Below are 19,145 nucleotides of genomic sequence, written 5' to 3'. Positions count from 1 at the left end.
TAAAAAATGCCAAAACGTACAGACATAAAAAGCATCCTGATCCTCGGCGCTGGCCCGATTGTTATCGGCCAGGCGTGTGAGTTCGACTACTCGGGCGCCCAGGCGTGTAAAGCGCTGCGCGAAGAGGGCTACCGCGTCATTCTGGTCAACTCCAACCCGGCGACCATCATGACCGACCCGGAAATGGCCGATGCGACCTACATTGAGCCGATCCACTGGGAAGTGGTGCGCAAGATCATCGAAAAAGAGCGTCCGGATGCGGTTCTGCCGACCATGGGCGGCCAGACGGCGCTGAACTGCGCGCTGGAGCTGGAGCGTCAGGGCGTGCTGGCCGAGTTCGGCGTCACCATGATCGGCGCAACTGCCGATGCCATCGACAAGGCCGAAGACCGCCGCCGTTTCGACGTGGCGATGAAGAAAATCGGTTTGGATACCGCGCGTTCCGGCATCGCGCACACCATGGAAGAAGCGCTGGCGGTAGCCGCTGACGTCGGCTTCCCGTGCATCATCCGTCCTTCCTTTACCATGGGCGGCACCGGCGGCGGCATCGCCTACAACCGCGAAGAGTTCGAAGAGATCTGCGAACGCGGTCTGGACCTGTCGCCGACCAACGAGCTGCTGATCGACGAATCGCTGATCGGTTGGAAAGAGTACGAGATGGAAGTGGTGCGTGATAAGAACGACAACTGCATCATCGTTTGCTCCATCGAAAACTTCGACGCCATGGGCATCCACACCGGCGACTCGATCACCGTTGCGCCGGCCCAGACCCTGACCGACAAGGAATACCAAATCATGCGCAACGCCTCGATGGCGGTGCTGCGTGAGATCGGCGTTGAAACCGGCGGCTCCAACGTGCAGTTCTCGGTTAACCCGAAAACCGGCCGCCTGATTGTCATCGAGATGAACCCGCGCGTGTCGCGCTCTTCGGCGCTGGCGTCGAAAGCCACCGGCTTCCCGATCGCCAAGATCGCCGCCAAACTGGCGGTGGGCTATACCCTCGATGAGCTGATGAACGACATCACCGGCGGCCGCACCCCGGCGTCGTTCGAGCCGTCCATCGACTATGTCGTGACCAAGATCCCGCGCTTCAACTTCGAGAAGTTCGCCGGCGCCAACGATCGCCTGACTACCCAGATGAAGTCGGTCGGCGAAGTGATGGCCATCGGCCGCACTCAGCAGGAGTCGCTGCAGAAAGCGCTGCGCGGTCTGGAAGTGGGCGCCACCGGCTTCGATCCGAAAGTTAGCCTGGACGATCCGGAAGCGCTGACCAAAATCCGCCGCGAGCTGAAAGACGCCGGTTCCGACCGCATCTGGTACATCGCCGACGCCTTCCGCGCCGGTCTGTCGGTCGACGGCGTCTTCAACCTGACCAACGTCGATCGCTGGTTCCTGGTGCAGATTGAAGAGCTGGTGCGCCTGGAAGAGCAGGTGGCAGAAGCGGGCATCAACGGCCTGGACAAAGACTTCCTGCGCACGTTGAAGCGCAAGGGCTTCGCCGATGCGCGTCTGGCCAAGCTGGCCGGCGTCGCCGAGAGCGAAATTCGCAAGCTGCGCCACAGCCACGGCCTGCACCCGGTGTACAAGCGCGTGGATACCTGCGCGGCGGAATTCGCTACCGACACCGCCTACATGTACTCCACCTATGAAGAAGAGTGCGAGTCCAACCCGACCAACGACCGGCCGAAAGTGATGGTGCTGGGCGGCGGGCCGAACCGTATCGGCCAAGGCATCGAGTTCGACTACTGCTGCGTGCACGCTTCGCTGGCGCTGCGTGAAGACGGCTACGAGACCATCATGGTCAACTGCAACCCGGAAACCGTCTCCACCGACTACGACACCTCGGACCGCCTGTACTTTGAGCCGGTGACCCTGGAAGACGTGCTGGAAATCGTGCGCATCGAGAAACCGAAAGGCGTTATCGTGCAGTACGGCGGCCAGACCCCGCTGAAGCTGGCGCGCGAGCTGGAAGCCGCAGGCGTGCCGATCATCGGCACCAGCCCGGACGCCATCGACCGTGCCGAAGACCGCGAACGCTTCCAGCAGGCGGTCAACCGCCTGGGCCTGAAGCAGCCGGCCAACGCCACCGTCACTGCCATCGAGCAGGCGGTCGAGAAGGCGGCGGGCATCGGTTATCCGCTGGTGGTGCGTCCTTCCTACGTGCTGGGCGGCCGGGCGATGGAAATCGTCTATGACGAAACCGACCTGCGCCGCTACTTCCAGACCGCGGTCAGCGTGTCCAACGATGCGCCGGTGTTGCTGGATCGCTTCCTGGACGATGCGGTGGAAGTGGACGTCGATGCTATCTGCGACGGCGAGCGCGTGCTGATTGGCGGCATCATGGAGCACATCGAGCAGGCGGGCGTGCACTCCGGCGACTCCGCGTGTTCGCTGCCGGCGTACACCCTGAGCCAGGAAATTCAGGACGTGATGCGTCGCCAGGTGGAAAAACTGGCGTTCGAGCTGCAGGTGCGCGGCCTGATGAACGTGCAGTTTGCGGTGAAGGACAACGAAGTTTACCTGATTGAAGTTAACCCGCGCGCCGCGCGTACCGTGCCGTTCGTCTCCAAAGCGACCGGCGTGCCGCTGGCCAAAGTGGCCGCGCGCGTGATGGCGGGCAAAACGCTGGTTGAACAGGGCGTGACCGAAGAGATCATCCCGCCGTACTACTCGGTGAAAGAAGTGGTGCTGCCGTTCAACAAATTCCCGGGCGTCGACCCGATTTTGGGGCCGGAAATGCGCTCTACCGGGGAAGTGATGGGTGTGGGCCGCACCTTCGCGGAAGCTTTCTCCAAAGCGATGCTGGGCAGCAACTCGGGCATGAAGAAACAGGGCCGCGCGCTGCTGTCGGTGCGCGAAGGCGACAAGGCTCGCGTGGTCGATTTGGCCGCCAGCCTGCTGAAGCAGGGCTTCGAGCTGGACGCGACCCACGGCACCGCGGTGGTGCTGGGCGAAGCGGGCATCAACCCGCGCCTGGTCAACAAGGTGCACGAAGGGCGTCCGCACATTCAGGACCGTATCAAGAACGGCGAGTACACCTACATCGTCAACACCACGGCAGGCCGTCAGGCGATTGAGGACTCCAAGCTGATTCGCCGCAGCGCCCTGCAGTACAAGGTGCACTACGACACTACGCTGAACGGCGGCTTCGCCACCGCGATGGCGCTGAAAGCGGATCCGACCGAGCAGGTTACATCGGTGCAGGAAATGCACGCGCGTATTGGTAAGTAACCGCGCGCGAACGCTACGCCAGGGCGCTGCAGATGCAGCGCCCTTTTTTATTCAGTGAATTTGTAGGCTGGCGTTAAAAATTTCCGCTATCAATCAGTGGGCAAACTGTCACTCTGTGTGATTGGTATATGCTTGGTGTATTGGCAAGGAACGAAGGAACGACGATAACAATGATTCTGATAATTTATGCTCACCCGTATCCCCGGCATTCGCATGCCAATCACCGCCTGCTGCAGGCGGTGAGGGATCTTCCCGAGGTGGAGGTGCGCTCGCTGTATGAGCTGTACCCCGATTTCAATATCGATATCAACGCCGAGCAACAGGCGCTGGAGCGCGCCGACATGGTGGTGCTGCAGCATCCGATGCAGTGGTACAGCTTCCCGCCGCTGTTGAAGCTGTGGATCGACAAAGTGCTGGAGCACGGCTGGGCCTATGGCCACGACGGCAACGCGCTGGTGGGCAAAGACTGCCTGTGGGCGGTGACCAGCGGCGGTGACGAGCACCATTTCGAACTGGGCGATTTTCCCAACTTCGCCGCGCTGGCGCAGCCGCTGCAGGCCACGGCGATTTATTGCGGCATGAACTGGCAGCCGTACTTCGCCCTGCACAACACCTTTACCTGCAACGAACCGGCGCTGATCGCCGCCGGCGAAGCCTACCGGCAGCGGTTGGTCGACTATCTGATGGAACATGCCGAAGCGGAAACCCGGGAGGCCAGCCATGGATAACCACCACATGATGATCGAGGGGCTGATCTATCTCGGTTCCGCCGCGCTGTTCGTGCCGATTGCGGTGCGCCTGGGGCTGGGTTCGGTGCTCGGTTACCTGATCGCCGGCTGCATTATCGGCCCCTGGGGGCTGAAGCTGGTGTCGGATGCCGAGTCTATCCTGACCTTCGCCGAGATCGGCGTGGTGCTGATGCTGTTTATCATCGGCCTGGAGCTGGATCCCAAGCGGCTGTGGACGCTGCGCGCCTCGGTGTTCGGCGGCGGCAGCATTCAGATGGTGGGCTGCGGCCTGGCGCTGAGCGCCTTCTGCTACTTCCTCGGCCTCAACTGGAAGGTGGCGCTGCTGATCGGTTTGACGCTGGCGCTCTCATCGACCGCCATCGCCATGCAGGCGATGAGCGAACGCAATTTGACGCCGTCGCCGATCGGCCGCAGCGCGTTTGCGGTGTTGCTGTTCCAGGATATCGCGGCGATCCCGCTGGTGGCGATGATCCCGCTGCTGGCCAGCAGCGGCGCCACCACGACGCTGGGCGCTTTCGTACTGTCGGCGGCCAAAGTGGTGGGCGCGTTGACGATGGTGGTGCTGCTTGGCCGCTACGTCACCCGCCCGCTGCTGCACTTCGTCGCCCGTTCGGGCATGCGCGAGGTGTTCAGCGCCGTGGCGCTATTCCTGGTGTTCGGCTTTGGCATCCTGCTGGAGATGGCCGGGTTGTCGATGGCGATGGGGGCGTTCCTCGCCGGGGTGCTGTTGGCGAGTTCGGAATACCGCCACGCGCTGGAGAGCGATATTCAGCCGTTCAAAGGGTTGCTGCTGGGGCTGTTTTTCATCGGCGTTGGCATGTCGATCGACTTCGGCACGCTGTTCCATCATCCGTTGCTGATCGCCTCGTTGTTGCTGGGCTTTATGCTGATCAAGGCGGCGTTGCTGTGGCTGATCGGCCCGCTGCTCGGGGTGCCGAAGCGCCAGCGCGGCCTGTTCGCCATTCTGCTGGGGCAGGGCAGTGAGTTCGCCTTCGTGATCTTCAGCGCCGCGCAGCTGGCCGGCGTCTTGCCGGTTGAATGGGCCAAGTCGCTGACGCTGGCGGTGGCGCTGTCGATGGCGGCCACCCCGCTGCTGTTGGTGATCGCCGCGCAGCTGGAAAAAAATGCGCCGAAAGAGGATCGCCCGGCTGATGTCATTGATGACGAGAACGCCAGCGTGATCATCGCCGGCTTCGGCCGTTTCGGCCAGATCGCCGGTCGTTTACTGTTGGCCAACGGCGTGCACACCGTGGTATTGGATCACGATCCGGACCATATCGAAACGCTGCGTAAATTTGACACCAAGGTGTTCTACGGCGACGCCACGCGCGCCGATCTGCTGGAGGCGGCTGGCGCCGCTCACGCCAAGGTGCTGATCAACGCCATCGACGATGTGGAGGACAGCCTGGCATTAACCGAGCTGGCCAGGCAGCACTTCCCGCATCTGAAAGTGGTGGCGCGGGCGCGCGACGTCGATCATTGGTATCAGTTGCGGCAGTTGGGGGTGGAAAAACCGGAGCGCGAAACCTTCGAAAGCTCGCTGCGCGTCGGCCGTGAAACGCTGGAGCTGCTGGGGCTGGACGCCTATGAGGCGCGCGAGAAAGCGGACACTTTCCGCCGCTATAACCTGAAGATGCTGGAAGATACGCTGGATAATTACCAGGATACTGAATTCCGTATCGCCAGCCTGCAGCGGGCCAAGGAGATGCTCAGCGCGGCCATCGAGCAGGATCAGAATCGGCTGGCGCGGGTGCAGCAGACCGGCTGGCGCGGCAGTATCGACGGCAAGGCGCCGGAAGACGAAGTGGTGGAAGCCAAAGGATAAGGGGAGGGGCGCCGTGATGGCGCCCCTTTTTTGCTTAGCTCAGCGCGACCTTGATGCCTAAGGCGATCAACATGCCGCCCAGCAATTTGTCGACGATCTTCTGCGTCTTTTCCAGCCCGCGGCGCACCGGCCCGCTCTGGATCAAAAACACCAGCAGCGGCCACCAGATGACCGACAGGCCGAGAATAATCCCCGCGTACCACAGCTTGTCACCCAGACCGGAATCGATCTGCAACACCTGGGTGAAGACCGCCAGGAAGAACAGGGTGGCTTTCGGGTTCAGCAGGTTGCACAGGTAGCCTTGCGCAAAGGCGCTCTTCAGGCTGACCTGTTGCTGCGGCAGATTGCTGACGTTCATTTTGCCGCCGCCGCGCGACAGCAGCGCCTGGATGCCGATCCACACTAGATAGACCGCCCCGGCGTATTTCAGCAGGTTGAACAGCCACGGTGTGGTGGTGATCACCACCGCCAGCCCGGCGACGCAGTAGGACATGTGGGTGGCGACGCCGCAGATCACGCCGAAAGCGGTCATCATGGCGGCCAGACGCGGGTAGCGGGCGGCGTTTTTGATCACCAGGAAAAAATCCGGGCCGGGGGAAAGCATGCCGAGGGCGGCAATGCCGGCGACGAACAGTGAAGTTTCAAGCATGGGAGGCGTCTCGCGCAAAAGGCAGCATGTTGGCGATAATAACGCCGCTTCCTCTGATGCGCATCAACCCAATGAGGTATTGTTAGGCTCTATGATAATAATTCATCTATCGCCAGCGACGGAGCACCATGCAGCAGACTACCGCCACAGACAGGCCGGAACCGCACCGGCAACAGCGTGAAATCACCCGCTTGTGCATTCAATGCGCGCTGCTGCTGTTGCAGCACGGCGCCGAGAGCACGGTGGTGGAGCAGTTGTCCACCCGCCTGGGGTTGGCGCTGGGGATGGACAGCGTGGAAAGTTCAATCTCCGCCAATGCGGTGGTGTTGACCACCCTCAGCCACGGCGCCTGCCTGACCACGACCCGCAAGAATGTCGATCGCGGCATCAATATGCAGGTGGTGACGGAAGTGCAGCATATCGTGATCCTCGCCGAGCATCACCTGGCGGATACGCACGACGTGGCGCGGCGCTTCGAAAAGATCCGGCCGCTGCGCTATCCGCGCTGGCTGGTGGTGCTGATGGTGGGGTTGTCCTGCGGGTGTTTCAGCATGCTCAACGGTGGCGACGGCGACGCCTTCCTGGTGACCTTTATCGCCAGCGGCGCGGCGATGCTGGTGCGCCAGATCCTCACCGCCCGCCATATGAATCCGCTGATCAATTTTTGCCTGACGGCGTTTGTCGCTACGTCGATATCCGGGCTGCTGCTGCGCCTGCCGGTGTTTAAAGAGACCTCGAGCGTGGCGATGGCCGCCAGCGTGCTGCTGCTGGTACCGGGCTTCCCGCTGATCAACGCGGTGGCCGACATGTTCAAGGGGCACGTCAACACCGGGCTGGCGCGCTGGGCGATGGCCAGCCTGTTGACGTTGGCGACCTGTATCGGCGTGGTGATGGCGATGTCGCTGTGGGATCTGCGGGGGTGGTCATGAGTCTGCTGTGGGCATTGTTGCAGGAGATGCTGTTGGCGGCGGTGCCGGCGCTGGGCTTCGCCATGGTGTTCAACGTGCCGCTGCGCGCGCTGCGCTATTGCGCGTTGCTCGGGGCAATCGGGCGCGGCTCGCGCATGCTGATGATGCACGTGGGCATGAACATCGAGTGGGCGTCGCTGCTGGCGGCGATCCTGATCGGCATCATCGGTATCTATTGGTCGCGCTGGCTGTTGGCGCACCCGAAGGTGTTCACCGTGGCGGCGGTGATCCCGATGTTCCCCGGCATTTCCGCCTATACCGCGATGATAACTGTGGTGGAGATCTCGCATCTGGGCTACAGCGAGGCGTTGATGGAGACCATGATCACCAACTTCCTCAAGGCCAGTTTCATCGTCGGCGCGTTGTCGATCGGCCTGTCGTTACCGGGTCTGTGGTTGTACCGCAAACGCCCCGGCGTGTGAAATTCCCCGGCAAAAGAACGTTGGTTATTAGATATGCTGATAAGAGCTATCTTATATATTCATCTTGCTTGATTAGCCTATCGACGGCACTCAGGCCTTTACGTATAGTGTCACCAATTTTGCTGCCTACACAGGGTTAAACAATGATTATCAGCCTGATCGCTGCCTTGGCGGCGGATCGCGTTATTGGCATGGAAAACGCCATGCCGTGGCACCTGCCGGCGGACCTTGCGTGGTTTAAACGCAACACGTTGAATAAGCCGGTTATTATGGGCCGCAAGACCTTCGAGTCCATCGGCCGCCCGTTGCCGGGCCGCCACAATATCGTTTTGAGCAGCCGCCCAGGCAATGCCGCCGGGGTGACCTGGGTGACCTCGCTGGATGAGGCGCTGGCCGCCGCGGGTGAGGTGGAAGAAGTGATGGTGATCGGCGGTGGGCGCATCTATACCCAGCTGCTGCCGCGCGCCGATCGCCTGTACCTGACGCACATCGACGCCGAAGTCGGCGGCGATACTCACTTCCCGGATTACGAGCCGGACGAGTGGGAAACCACGTTCAGCGAATTCCACGACGCCGACGATCTGAACTCGCACAGCTACTGCTTCGAAATCCTGCAGCGCCGCTGATCTCAGCGCGTTAGCCAGTCATCCCCGGGGGCGCAAGCAATTGCGCCCCCGGTCTTTTTGCGCCGGTCATTCGTAACCTTTCCGTCACATTACCTGATTAGTATGAAGCCCAACTCCGAGCGTCACGGCAACTCTGGTGAATCTTGACCGCGGCGCCATAACTAAAAAGGTAACCACGTTATGACCAAGCAAATTGAGCAATTAGACGCCGACCGCCTGATCGATCCCACTCGCCGCAAGCTGCTGCTCGGCAGCGCCGGCGCCGTCGGCCTGGCCGGTTTTCTCGGCGGCGGCATCTGGTCGGTCTCCGCCGAGGCGTTAGCCGAGGATCTGCCGCCGAACACGCTGCTGGGCTTCCGGGGCATCGCCGCGTCTACCGCCGATGAAGTGACGATAGCGCCAGGCTACCGCGCCGAGGTGCTGATCTCCTGGGGCGAGCCGCTGATGGACGGCGCGCCGGCCTTCGATCCGCAGGGCAACAACAGCGCCGCCGATCAGGAAAAACAGTTTGGCGACAATAACGATGGCATGAGCTTTTTCCCTATCGATGACAATCACGGCGTGATGGCCATCAATAACGAATACGTTAACGAGCAGTACCTGTTCGCCCACGGCGGCGCCAAGGCCACCAGCCTGGAAGAGGTGCGCAAATCGCAGGCGGCGCACGGCGTCTCCATTGTCGCGGTCAAGCGGGTCGGCGACGGCCAGCGCTGGGAGGTGGAGCGCCCGTCGCGCTATAACCGCCGCATCACCGCCAACAGCGAGATGCAATTCAGCGGCCCGGCCGCCGGACATCCGTTGTTGCAGACCGCCGCCGATCCGAGCGGCCGCAAGGTGCTGGGCACCTTCGGCAACTGCGCCAACGGCAAGACGCCGTGGGGCACCTACCTGACCTGCGAGGAAAACTTCGACACCTATTTCGGCACCCGTCAGGCCGATTATCGCACCACGCCGGAACAGAAGCGCTACACGCTGAAGGTCAGCGAACCGGAACGCAACTGGCCGGACTATGACGAGCGTTTTGATGTGGCGAAGAATCCCAACGAATTCAACCGTCACGGCTGGATCGTCGAGATCGATCCGTTGAATCCGGCCTCGACGCCCATCAAGCACACCGCGCTGGGCCGCTTCAAACATGAAAACGCGGCGGTGACCGTGGCCAAAGACGGCCGTCTGGTGGTGTATATGGGCGACGACGAGCGCGGCGAACATATCTATAAGTACGTCTCCAAAGGCGTGGTCGACGCCGCCAATCCGGCCAACAATCGTACGCTGCTGGATGAGGGGACGCTGTACGTGGCGCAGTTTGACGGCGATGTAGCCGGCACGCCGCTGAAGGGCAAAGGGCGCTGGATTGCGCTTGAGTTCGGCAAGAACGGCCTGACGCCGGAGAACGGTTTCCGCGATGAGGCCGAAGTGCTGATCTTCGCCCGCAAGGCGGCGCAGCAGGTCGGCGCCACCAAAATGGATCGCCCTGAGTGGATCGCGGTGAACCCGCATGACGGGCGCGCGTACTGCACGCTGACCAACAACAGCAAGCGCGGCGAGGAAGGGATGCCGTTGAACGCCGCCAACCCGCGACCGAACAATATCTACGGCCAAATCATTCGCTGGGACGAGGGCGGCGACGCCACCGCCGACGTCTTCGCCTGGGACATCTATGCGCTGTGCGGCAACCCGATTGCCCACCCCGAAGGCGTCAACCGCGGCACGCCGAACATCACGGCGGAAAATACCTTCAACAGCCCGGACGGGCTGGGTTTCGATCGCGCCGGCCGTCTATGGATCCTCACCGACGGCAAGTACAGCAACAAGGGCGATTACGTCGGGCAGGGCAACAACCAGATGCTGGTGGGCGATCCGGTCAGCGGCGAGATCCGCCGTTTCATGGTGGGGCCGAAGTCCTGCGAACTGACCGGCATCACCTTCACCCCGGACTACAAGACGATGTTCGTCAACGTACAGCATCCCGGAGAAGAAGGCGATTCGCACTTCCCGAACAACAGCCCGCGCCCGCGTTCATCGGTGTTGATGATCACGCGTGAAGATGGCGGAGTGATTGGGGCGTAAGGTGGCAATACAGAACAAAGGCGGCCACCGGGCCGCCTTTATCGTTTCAGGATGCGGCTAATCTGCCGGCGTGGTCAGGCGCTTCGCCGCGATTGGCGGGCTGCGTGAAGTAACGGCGGTCTTCCCAGCGCAGCATCGTTAGATCGCCGCCCCAGCAGCAGCCGGTATCCAGCCCGATCACGCCCTCCGGCGTGCCCTTGCCTTCCAGCGAGGCCCAGTGGCCGAAGATGATGGTGTATTCCGGGTCCACCAGGCGCGGCAGCTCGAACCACGGTTTCAGCGGCGCCGGCGCGCTGCCCGGCGCATCTTTGCAGATCATGTCAAGCTGGCCGTTGGGGAAGCAGTAGCGCATGCGCGTCAGCGCATTGGTGCTGAAACGCAGGCGCGCCAGGCCGCTCAGCTCCGGCGCCCAGTTGTTCGGCATGTCGCCGTACATGGCGTCGAGGAACAGCGGATAGCTGTCGCTGCTCAATACCGCCTCCACTTCGCGAGCGCACATTTTCGCGGTGTCGATGTCCCACTGCGGGGTGATGCCGGCGTGGGCCATCACCAGTTTTTGCTCATCATCCACCTGCAGCACCGGTTGGCGGCGCAGCCAGTTGATCAGCTCGTCGGCGTCCGGCGCTTCCAGCAGCGGCGTGATGCGATCTTTGGGTTTGTTGCGGCTAATGCCGGCGTAAACCGCCAGCAGGTGCAGATCGTGGTTGCCCAGCACCATGCGCACCGCCGGGCCGAGCGAGCGCACATAGCGCAGCACGTCCAGCGAGGCGGGGCCGCGCGCCACCAGATCGCCGGTCAGCCACAGTTGATCGCGCTCGGGATCGAACGCAACCTGAGCCAGCAGCGACTTCAGTTCATCGAAACAGCCGTGAACGTCGCCGATAAGGTATGTCGACATAATTAATGGATCAGCGTTGGAATGGCTAAGCGGAACACGGGAATAGCGGTGCGGAACGGCTGACCCTGATGGTCAACCATTTCGTAATGGCCTTCCATGGTGCCCAGCGGCGTTTCCAGAATGGCGCCGCTGGTATACTGAAACTCTCCACCGGGCGGAATGACGGGCTGTTCGCCGATCACGCCTTCGCCCTGGACTTCGGTTTGGCGGCCGTTGCTGTTGGTGATCAGCCAGTAACGGCCCAGTAGTTGCACGTTGGTCCGCCCCAGATTGCGGATGGTAATGGTATAGGCGAAGACGTAACGCTCTTCTTCAGGGATCGACTGTGATTCCACATAGATGCTCTGAACCTGAATACACACGCGGGGCGAATCAATCATGACAACAACTCCTTATTGCTGCGGCGCCGGATTGGCTGACAGCCAGTTCGCCAGCTTGCAGTACTGCGCCACAGAAATATTCTCTGCTCTGAGCGAAGGATCGACGCCCAGCTCCGTCAGCTGCTCTGGCGTGAACAGATCGCCCAGGCTATTGCGGATGGTTTTCCGCCGCTGGTTGAACGCCTGCGTGGTGATGCGGCTCAGCATGCGCACGTCGCCCACCGGGTTCGGCAGCTCGGTGTGCGGGACCAGACGCACCACGGCGGAATCGACCTTCGGCGGCGGCGCGAACGCGGTAGGCGGCACTTCCAGCACCGGGATGACGTTGCAGTAGTACTGCGCCATCACTGTCAAACGCCCGTAGGCCTTGCTGTTCGGGCCGGCCACCAGACGGTTGACCACCTCTTTCTGCAACATAAAGTGCATGTCGCGGATTGCCTGAGTATAGCTGAAAAGGTGGAACATCAGCGGCGTCGAAATATTGTACGGCAGGTTACCAAATACGCGCAGCGGTTGGCCAGCCTCCTCGGCCAGTTCGGCGAAATTCACCGTCATGGCGTCCTGCTGGCGGATGGTCAGCTTGTCTTTCAGCTGCGGGTGATTCTCCAGCCGAGTGGCCAGATCGCGGTCCAGTTCGATCACCGTCATGCGGTCCATGCGCGCGCCGACCGGTTCGGTCAAGGCGCCGAGGCCGGGGCCGATCTCGACCACCGCTTCGCCCGGCTGCGGGTGAATGGCGGAGACAATGCTATCGATGACAAACTGATCGGTTAAAAAGTTTTGTCCAAAGCGTTTGCGGGCAAAGTGCCCTTGGTGGACTCTGTTATTCATTACAATTAATTATCATTTTAATGGCGAGATTCAGGGCCGTTTGGAAACTGCCGACATCGGCGGTGCCGGTGCCGGCCAGTTCCAGAGCGGTACCGTGGTCGACCGAGGTGCGTATGAAAGGCAAACCGAGGGTGATATTCACCGCGCGGCCGAACCCTTGGTATTTTAGCACCGGCAGCCCCTGATCGTGATACATCGCCAGCACCGCATCGGCATCTTGCAGATATTTGGGCTGGAACAGGGTGTCCGCCGGCAGCGGGCCGACAAGATGGATACCGTCAGCGCGCAGCGCGTCGAGCGCCGGGATGATGGTGTCTATCTCTTCGCGCCCCATATGGCCGCCTTCCCCGGCGTGGGGATTCAGACCGCAGACGTAAATGTGCGGCTGGGCGATGCCAAATTTGGTTTTCAGATCGTGGTCGAGGATGCGAATGACTTCGAACAGGCTCTGCTGCGTGATGGCGCCCGGCACCGCCAGCAGCGGCAGGTGGGTGGTCGCCAGCGCCACACGCAGCTCTTCGGTCGCGAGCATCATCACCACGCGATCGCAGCGGCTGCGATCGGCAAAGAATTCGGTATGGCCGATAAACGGCACGCCGGCGTCGTTGATCACGCCCTTGTTCACCGGGCCGGTGATCAGCGCAGCGAATTCGCCGTTCAGGCAACCGTCGCAGGCGCGTGCCAGGGTTTCCACCACGTAGGCGCTGTTGCCGACGTTCAGTTCACCGGCGGTGACCGGCTGAGCGAGCGGCACCGGCAGCACGGTCAGCGTGCCGGCGCGTTGCGCCTCGGCCGGCTGCTGCGGCTGGTAGTCGCGCAGCGTCAGCGGCAGGCCCAAACGTTGGGCGCGTTCAAGCAACAGGGCCGGATCGGCGCACACCACCAGCTCAACAGGCCAATCCTGTTGCGCCAGGGCGGCTACCAAATCCGGCCCCACCCCGGCGGGTTCGCCGGGGGTAATGACGACGCGTTTATTGCTGCGCATCGCTGCCATCGAGGATCTTCACGTAAGCCTGGGCGCGCTGTTCCTGCATCCAGGTCTGCGCCTCTTCGGCGAACTTACGGTTGAACAGCATGCGGTAAGCGCGATCTTTCTGCGCGGCATCGGTCTTATCCACCTGACGGGTATCCAGCAGCTGAATCAGGTGCCAACCGAAGGAAGAGTGCACCGGCGCGCTGATCTCACCTTTGCTCAGCTTGAGCAAAGCATCGCGGAAGGCGGGATCGTAGATGTCCGGGGAAGCCCAGCCCAGATCGCCGCCCTGCATGGCGGAACCCGGATCCTGCGACAGCTGTTTGGCTTCGTCGGCGAATTTGGCGCGGCCGCTCTTGATCGCTTCCGCGACGGATTGCAGTTTGGCGCGTGCCTGGTCGTCGGTCAGCACCACCGAAGGTTTCAGCAGGATGTGACGGGCGTGCACTTCGGTGACCGACACCGACTGGCTGGCGCCGCGGATGTCGTTGACTTTCAGGATGTGGAAGCCGACGCCGGAACGGATTGGGCCGACGACGTCGCCTTTCTTGGCGCTGACCAGGCGTTCAGCGAACAGGGTCGGGATCTCTTGCAGCTTGCCCCAGCCCATGTTGCCGCCTTTCAGCGCCTGAGAGTCGGCGGAGTAAGTGATCGCCAGCTTGCCGAAGTCGGCGCCGCTGTTGATCTCGCCCACCAGGCGTTTGGCCAGCTCTTCGGCTTTGTCGACCTGCTGCTGCGACGGGTTCTCCGGCAGCGGGATCAGGATGTGGCTGATGTTCATTTCGGTGTCGCTGCCGTTCTGCGCGCCCACCTGTTTGGCCAGCGCGTCCACTTCCTGCGGCAGGATGGTGACGCGGCGGCGCACTTCGTTGTTACGCACTTCGGAGATCAGCATCTCTTTGCGGATCTGCGCGCGGTAGGTGTTGTAGTTCAGCCCTTCGTACGACAGGCGGCTGCGCAGCTGATCGACGCTCATGCGGTTCTGCGCGGCGATGTTGGCGATCGCTTTGTCCAGATCGGCGTCGGAGACGGTGATGCCCATTTTCTTGGCCATCTGCAGCTGGATGTTGTCCATGATCAGACGTTCGATGATCTGATGGCGCAGCGTCTTGTCGTCCGGCAGTTGCTGACCAGCCTGCTGGGCGTTGAGCTTCACCGACTGCAACAGTCCGTTGACGTCGCTTTCGAGTACCACGCCGTTATCCACGACGGCGGCGACTTTATCCACTTCTTGGGGTGCTGCGAACGCGGCATTGGCGCAAACCACCAATCCGAGAATAAGCGTTCTCCAGTTCTTCATACATTTCCCATTATGTAATCCGCAAATGCGGGTGAAAGTTCTCGTTTTCAAAGTGTTGCAAAGCGTCAGAATGCGCGCTGATACGGCAGAATGCCGGAGCGCAGCATTTCTGCGGAGCCGAGACTATGATCGCTGCTCAGGCCGCGCAGTTCGACGTTGAACGAAACTCTGTTGTCGTAAACGCTGGTATTGTTGCTGTTGTTCCAGTCGGTGATCTTGCGCTCATAGCCCAGCGTCACCGCCCAGCAGCAGGTGTTGTACTTCAGCCCCACCAGCTGATCGGCGGATTGTTTGGCGCGGGTGTCGTAGTAGTACGCCCCGACCACCGCCCAACGATCGGCGATCGGCCAGCTGCCGGTGATGCCCACCTGCGAGATGCCGTCCTGGAAGGCCGGAACCGTTTTGGTGTTCAACGCCGTCTGGATATATTCCGGCGTGGCGTAACGGTAGTTCAGCTGCACTACGCGCTCGGCATCCTGGCGGTATTCCACCACGCCGTTGCCCAGCGAGACGCTGTTCAGGCGGGTGTCATACTGCAGGCCGCCGCGCAGGCCCCAACGATCGTCGATTTTCCAATAGGTATCGCCGGCCCAGGCCACGCTGCCGGTATCGTCGTTGTTGTCGTACCCGGTTACCCGATCGCCGGTACGCGAACGGCTGAAGTAGTAGATTTGACCCACGGAAGCGTTAAAACGTTCAACCAGCGCGTCATCATAAATGCGCGTGGTCAAACCGGTAGACACGCGGTTCTGCGAAGCGATGCGATCCAGGCCGCTGTAGGTGCGATCGCGGAACAGGCCGGAGTAGTCGGTTTGCAGCAGCGTGGTGTCGTAGGTGTAGATGTTGCTCTGGTCGCGGTACGGCACGTACAGGTACTGCACGCGTGGCTCCAGCGTCTGGGTGGCGCCTTCGGCCCAGATCATCGGCCGCTCGAACACCAGCTTGCCGTCGACTTTGAACTGCGGCAGTACGCGGTTGACCGAATCATCGAGCTCCGGCGCGGCAGCGTTTTTGCGGCTCTGGTAGTTGGCGGCGAAACCGTCAGGAATATCCTGCTGGTAATGGGTCGCCATCACCTTGGCTTCGGTGTTCAGGCTGGCCCAGCCGTTGGTGAGCGGCAGACTCAGCGTCGGTTCCATATGCAGACGGGTGGCGTCCGGGCTGTATGGGTTGACGCTGGTGAACTTGGCCGCCTGGCCGTAAATATGGAAGTCGAACGGACCGAGGTCGTTCTTGTAGTAGTTCAGATCCAGCTGCGGCTGGACTTTATACGAGTCCGACTGTGAGCGATCGGTATCGTCGTAAATCTGGAACTGCTTGGAGCTCAGCGTGGCGTTCCAGTTTTCGTTGGCGTAGCCGAGGCTAAATTTCTGCGTGGCGTAGCCGTCGGTGGTGGAGCCGTATTTGGAGTCCAGATCGGTGAAGTACTTGGAATCGCTGACCTTGGTGTAATCGACGTTGAAGCGCCACACCTGATCCATAACGCCGTTGTGGTTCCAGTAGAACAGCCAGCGTTTGTTGTCGTCATGATCTTTGCCGTATTCCTTGTCGTCCGGCAACCAGTCGAACTCCATCAGGCCGAGGCCCGGCTGCACCAGATAACGGAACTCGGTCTGCCACTGCAGGCCGCGCTTGGACATATAGTGCGGGGTAATGGTGGCGTCGTAGTTCGGCGCGATGTTCCAGTAGTACGGCAACATGAACTCGAAGCCGTTGTTGCTGCCGTACTTGGCGTTCGGGATCAGGAAGCCGGAACGGCGCTTGTCGCCGACCGGCAGCTGCAGGTACGGGCTGTAGAACACCGGCACGCCGCCGATGCGGAAGCGGGCGTTCCATATTTCCGCCACCTGCTCTTCGCGATCGTGGATCACTTCGGAACCGACCACGCTCCAGCTGTCGTCGCCCGGCAGACAGGAGGTAAAGGTGCCGTTTTCCAGGATGGTGTAACGGTTGGCGCCGCGCATTTTCATCTTGTCGGCGTCGCCGCGCCCCTGACGGCCTACCATCTGGTAGTCGCCTTCATAGACGTCGGTATCTTTGGTATTCAGGTTAGACCAGGCCTTTGGGCCTTTCAGTTTGATCTGATTGTCGCTGTAGTGCACGTCGCCGGTGGCGGTGACGGTACGCACCGGTTCCGTCTGGCCGGGGTTTTGCGTCTGATTCAGCTCAACTTCTTTGGCGGTCAGGGTGCTGTTGCCCTGCTCGATATGCACGTTGCCGCTGAACAGGGCGCTTTTCGGGTAGTCGGCGCGCGAGTCATCGGCATTGATGGTCACCGGCTGGCTGTTCGGATCGCCGCTGACCAAAGGCTTGTCGTAAACAGGAACGCCAAGCATGCATTGCTCGGCCAGATCAGCCAGCGCATGCTGACTGTAGAGTGCCGTCCAAATCATCGTGGCCAGCAGTGTTGGGAAACTTTTTTTCATACGCGGTTTTGGTGTTCCGTCATCAGAGGCGTCGTGTCCGGCAAACGGTCAGAGACTATATTACTCATCTGCGTTGCGCTAGTGCTAAATCCAGCCGTTTACTTGCGTCGTCGTTAGGCGCAAAGATAAATGACAGGTATGATAATCCAAATTCTAGGAAAAATCGCCTGCGCCCTTTCCTGAAACGGAGGAGAGCGGGCGGCTTTCGGCATGATAATTGAGGAGTATATGCAGTATTGGGGAAAACTGCTCGGCGTCATCGTCGCCATCTGGTCTGGCGCGGGATTCTGGGGTGTAGTTCTGGGGCTGATTATCGGTCATATGATCGATACGGCGCGCAGCAACAAGCGCAGCCGGGGGTTTTTCACCGACCAGCAAACGCGGCAAACGCTGTTTTTCCGCACCACTTTTCAGGTTATGGGCCACCTGACCAAATCCAAAGGACGCGTCACCGAGGCGGATATCCAGATCGCCAGCCTGTTCATGGATCGCCTGCAGCTGCATGGCGAAGCCCGCACTGCGGCGCAGCAGGCGTTCCGCGAGGGCAAACAGAGCCAGTTCCCGCTGCGTGAGACGCTGCAGCAGTTCCGCAGCATCTGTTTCGGCCGCTTCGATCTGATTCGGATGTTTCTGGAAATTCAGATTCAGGCGGCGTTCGCCGACGGCTCGCTGCACCCGAACGAACGTCAGGTGCTGTATGTCATCGCCGAAGAGCTGGGCATTTCGCGCGCGCAGTTCGATCAGTTCCTCAGCATGATGGAGGGCGGGCGTCAGTTCGGCGGCGGTCAGCAGGGCGGGTATTCGCAGGGCGGTTATCAGCAGGCTCAGCGCGGCCCGACGCTCGACGATGCGTGCAAGGTGCTCGGCGTGCGCAGCAGCGATGATGCCGCCACCATCAAACGCGCCTACCGCAAGCTGATGAGCGAACACCATCCGGATAAGCTGGTGGCGAAAGGCTTGCCGCCGGAGATGATGGAAATGGCCAAGCAGAAAGCGCAGGAGATCCAGGCGGCGTACGACCTGATCAAACGCGAGAAAGGTTTTAAATAAGCGATGAAAGCGGGCCCGGCATGCCGGGCCCGTTTAACATGGGGTTCAGAAATCCGGCTCGGCGCGAAAGTGCATCGGCGTCTGGAAGGCGGGGTGGGTGATGCGCAGCTCTTGCGCATGCAGCTGCAGCCGCGGCGCCATCGCTTTGGCTTCCGGCGGGGCGTAGAAACCGTCGCCGAGGATCGGGTGTCCCAGCGCCAGCATGTGCACCCGCAGCTGGTGCGAGCGGCCGGTGATCGGCGTCAGCTTCACGCGGGTGCTGCCGTCGGCGTCGCGCGACAGCACCAGATATTCCGTCTGCGCGGCTTTGCCGGTTTCAAAACACACCTTTTGCAGCGGCCGGTTCGGCCAGTCGCAGATCAGCGGCAAGTCCACCAACCCTTCGTCATGCGCCATATGCCCCCAAACGCGGGCGATATAGGATTTCTTCGGTTCGCGTTCGCGAAACTGACGCTTCAGCTCACGCTCGGCGGCCTTGTTGAGCGCCACCACGATCACCCCGCTGGTGGCCATATCCAGCCGGTGTACCGATTCGGCGGCCGGATGATCGGCCTGAATGCGGGTCATCAGGCTGTCTTTGTTTTCCGGCGCGCGGCCGGGCACCGACAGCAAGCCGCTGGGCTTGTTGACCACCATGATGTGTTCATCCTGATACAGGATGTGCAGCGGGTCCTGCGGGGGATTGTAGGGTTCCATCTTGGCTCCGCGAAAAGGGCCGAACGGGGAGGCAACCACCTCCCCGCGTCG

The 19,145-nt window shown here is 61.3% G+C and carries 16 protein-coding genes; 8 read left to right on the top strand and 8 right to left on the bottom strand.

Features of this window, described 5'->3' with window-relative positions; genetic code table 11:
* The first annotated feature begins 6 nt into the window (after nt 1-6).
* From carB to kefC, 3 genes are all read left to right on the top strand, one after another.
* Nucleotides 7-3,231, top strand: coding sequence for a carbamoyl-phosphate synthase large subunit (gene carB, locus ACJ8PE_RS12135; protein ID WP_025301533.1), 3,225 nt, complete (start codon nt 7-9; stop codon nt 3,229-3,231).
* Between the two features lie 170 nt (nt 3,232-3,401).
* Complete coding sequence (gene kefF, locus ACJ8PE_RS12130; RefSeq protein WP_033641826.1) at nt 3,402-3,959, top strand: glutathione-regulated potassium-efflux system oxidoreductase KefF; 558 nt, start codon at nt 3,402-3,404, stop codon at nt 3,957-3,959.
* Nucleotides 3,952-5,805: a glutathione-regulated potassium-efflux system protein KefC gene (gene kefC / locus ACJ8PE_RS12125; RefSeq protein ID WP_033651689.1), complete on the top strand. Its 1,854-nt coding sequence runs from the start codon at nt 3,952-3,954 to the stop codon at nt 5,803-5,805. The genes kefF and kefC overlap by 8 nt, the downstream gene beginning before the upstream one ends.
* 34 nt (nt 5,806-5,839) lie before the next feature.
* Here kefC and ACJ8PE_RS12120 read toward each other — a convergent pair whose 3' ends face one another.
* Nucleotides 5,840-6,454, bottom strand: coding sequence for a LysE family translocator (locus ACJ8PE_RS12120; RefSeq protein WP_015376619.1), 615 nt, complete (start codon nt 6,452-6,454; stop codon nt 5,840-5,842).
* Between the two features lie 128 nt (nt 6,455-6,582).
* Between ACJ8PE_RS12120 and ACJ8PE_RS12115 the strand changes: the two genes are divergently transcribed.
* The 4 genes from ACJ8PE_RS12115 to ACJ8PE_RS12100 all read left to right on the top strand — a co-directional run bounded on the left by ACJ8PE_RS12115 (nt 6,583) and on the right by ACJ8PE_RS12100 (nt 10,540).
* The gene (locus tag ACJ8PE_RS12115) at nt 6,583-7,383 is read left to right on the top strand and encodes a threonine/serine ThrE exporter family protein (protein WP_197793041.1); all 801 of its coding nucleotides are present in this window, start codon (nt 6,583-6,585) and stop codon (nt 7,381-7,383) included.
* Nucleotides 7,380-7,844 (top strand): threonine/serine exporter, encoded by a 465-nt coding sequence (locus tag ACJ8PE_RS12110; protein ID WP_033651687.1) that lies wholly within the window; start codon nt 7,380-7,382, stop codon nt 7,842-7,844. Before ACJ8PE_RS12115 ends, ACJ8PE_RS12110 begins: the two co-directional genes overlap by 4 nt.
* Before the next feature lie 143 nt (nt 7,845-7,987).
* Nucleotides 7,988-8,470 (top strand): type 3 dihydrofolate reductase, encoded by a 483-nt coding sequence (gene folA, locus ACJ8PE_RS12105; RefSeq protein WP_033637073.1) that lies wholly within the window; start codon nt 7,988-7,990, stop codon nt 8,468-8,470.
* A 180-nt stretch (nt 8,471-8,650) separates the two neighbouring features.
* Nucleotides 8,651-10,540 (top strand): PhoX family protein, encoded by a 1,890-nt coding sequence (locus ACJ8PE_RS12100; protein WP_197760855.1) that lies wholly within the window; start codon nt 8,651-8,653, stop codon nt 10,538-10,540.
* Nucleotides 10,541-10,586: 46 nt separating this feature from the next.
* Here the strand turns inward: ACJ8PE_RS12100 and apaH are convergent, their stop codons facing one another.
* The 6 genes from apaH to lptD form a co-directional block, all read right to left on the bottom strand.
* Nucleotides 10,587-11,438: a bis(5'-nucleosyl)-tetraphosphatase (symmetrical) ApaH gene (gene apaH, locus ACJ8PE_RS12095; protein ID WP_033641832.1), complete on the bottom strand. Its 852-nt coding sequence runs from the start codon at nt 11,436-11,438 to the stop codon at nt 10,587-10,589.
* Nucleotides 11,439-11,440: 2 nt separating this feature from the next.
* Complete coding sequence (gene apaG, locus ACJ8PE_RS12090) at nt 11,441-11,818, bottom strand: Co2+/Mg2+ efflux protein ApaG (protein WP_015376624.1); 378 nt, start codon at nt 11,816-11,818, stop codon at nt 11,441-11,443.
* A 12-nt stretch (nt 11,819-11,830) separates the two neighbouring features.
* Nucleotides 11,831-12,649, bottom strand: coding sequence for a 16S rRNA (adenine(1518)-N(6)/adenine(1519)-N(6))-dimethyltransferase RsmA (gene rsmA, locus ACJ8PE_RS12085; RefSeq protein WP_033641833.1), 819 nt, complete (start codon nt 12,647-12,649; stop codon nt 11,831-11,833).
* Nucleotides 12,642-13,634, bottom strand: a complete 993-nt coding sequence (gene pdxA / locus ACJ8PE_RS12080; RefSeq protein WP_197793052.1) for a 4-hydroxythreonine-4-phosphate dehydrogenase PdxA — start codon at nt 13,632-13,634, stop codon at nt 12,642-12,644. The genes rsmA and pdxA overlap by 8 nt, the downstream gene beginning before the upstream one ends.
* Nucleotides 13,621-14,922, bottom strand: coding sequence for a peptidylprolyl isomerase SurA (gene surA / locus ACJ8PE_RS12075; RefSeq protein ID WP_033641834.1), 1,302 nt, complete (start codon nt 14,920-14,922; stop codon nt 13,621-13,623). Before surA ends, pdxA begins: the two co-directional genes overlap by 14 nt.
* 65 nt (nt 14,923-14,987) lie before the next feature.
* Nucleotides 14,988-17,348 (bottom strand): LPS assembly protein LptD, encoded by a 2,361-nt coding sequence (gene lptD, locus ACJ8PE_RS12070; RefSeq protein WP_021505352.1) that lies wholly within the window; start codon nt 17,346-17,348, stop codon nt 14,988-14,990.
* Between the two features lie 228 nt (nt 17,349-17,576).
* On the opposite strand from lptD, the gene djlA reads away from it, so the two are divergent.
* Complete coding sequence (gene djlA / locus ACJ8PE_RS12065; RefSeq protein WP_025301546.1) at nt 17,577-18,398, top strand: co-chaperone DjlA; 822 nt, start codon at nt 17,577-17,579, stop codon at nt 18,396-18,398.
* 45 nt (nt 18,399-18,443) lie between these two features.
* On the opposite strand, the gene rluA is transcribed toward djlA, so the two are convergent.
* Nucleotides 18,444-19,094 carry a bifunctional tRNA pseudouridine(32) synthase/23S rRNA pseudouridine(746) synthase RluA gene (rluA, locus tag ACJ8PE_RS12060; protein ID WP_099785583.1) on the bottom strand — a complete coding sequence of 217 codons (651 nt, stop codon included), beginning with the start codon at nt 19,092-19,094 and terminating at the stop codon, nt 18,444-18,446.
* Between the last annotated feature and the right edge of the window lie 51 nt (nt 19,095-19,145).

It is taken from the genome of Serratia sp. CY74737, assembly GCF_052166775.1.
In the GTDB taxonomy this organism is placed as follows: domain Bacteria; phylum Pseudomonadota; class Gammaproteobacteria; order Enterobacterales; family Enterobacteriaceae; genus Serratia; species Serratia ureilytica.
This window is presented reverse-complemented; position numbering and strand designations above follow the sequence as displayed.

Coding starts and splice junctions, on each gene's coding strand:
- folA (WP_033637073.1), top strand. CDS start 7,988: ATGATTATCAGCCTGATCGCTGCCTTGGCGGCGGATCGCGTTATTGGC.
- ACJ8PE_RS12120 (WP_015376619.1), bottom strand. CDS start 6,454: ATGCTTGAAACTTCACTGTTCGTCGCCGGCATTGCCGCCCTCGGCATG.
- pdxA (WP_197793052.1), bottom strand. CDS start 13,634: ATGCGCAGCAATAAACGCGTCGTCATTACCCCCGGCGAACCCGCCGGG.
- rsmA (WP_033641833.1), bottom strand. CDS start 12,649: ATGAATAACAGAGTCCACCAAGGGCACTTTGCCCGCAAACGCTTTGGA.
- carB (WP_025301533.1), top strand. CDS start 7: ATGCCAAAACGTACAGACATAAAAAGCATCCTGATCCTCGGCGCTGGC.
- kefC (WP_033651689.1), top strand. CDS start 3,952: ATGGATAACCACCACATGATGATCGAGGGGCTGATCTATCTCGGTTCC.
- djlA (WP_025301546.1), top strand. CDS start 17,577: ATGCAGTATTGGGGAAAACTGCTCGGCGTCATCGTCGCCATCTGGTCT.
- ACJ8PE_RS12110 (WP_033651687.1), top strand. CDS start 7,380: ATGAGTCTGCTGTGGGCATTGTTGCAGGAGATGCTGTTGGCGGCGGTG.
- rluA (WP_099785583.1), bottom strand. CDS start 19,094: ATGGAACCCTACAATCCCCCGCAGGACCCGCTGCACATCCTGTATCAG.
- lptD (WP_021505352.1), bottom strand. CDS start 17,348: ATGAAAAAAAGTTTCCCAACACTGCTGGCCACGATGATTTGGACGGCA.
- apaG (WP_015376624.1), bottom strand. CDS start 11,818: ATGATTGATTCGCCCCGCGTGTGTATTCAGGTTCAGAGCATCTATGTG.
- surA (WP_033641834.1), bottom strand. CDS start 14,922: ATGAAGAACTGGAGAACGCTTATTCTCGGATTGGTGGTTTGCGCCAAT.
- kefF (WP_033641826.1), top strand. CDS start 3,402: ATGATTCTGATAATTTATGCTCACCCGTATCCCCGGCATTCGCATGCC.
- ACJ8PE_RS12115 (WP_197793041.1), top strand. CDS start 6,583: ATGCAGCAGACTACCGCCACAGACAGGCCGGAACCGCACCGGCAACAG.
- ACJ8PE_RS12100 (WP_197760855.1), top strand. CDS start 8,651: ATGACCAAGCAAATTGAGCAATTAGACGCCGACCGCCTGATCGATCCC.
- apaH (WP_033641832.1), bottom strand. CDS start 11,438: ATGTCGACATACCTTATCGGCGACGTTCACGGCTGTTTCGATGAACTG.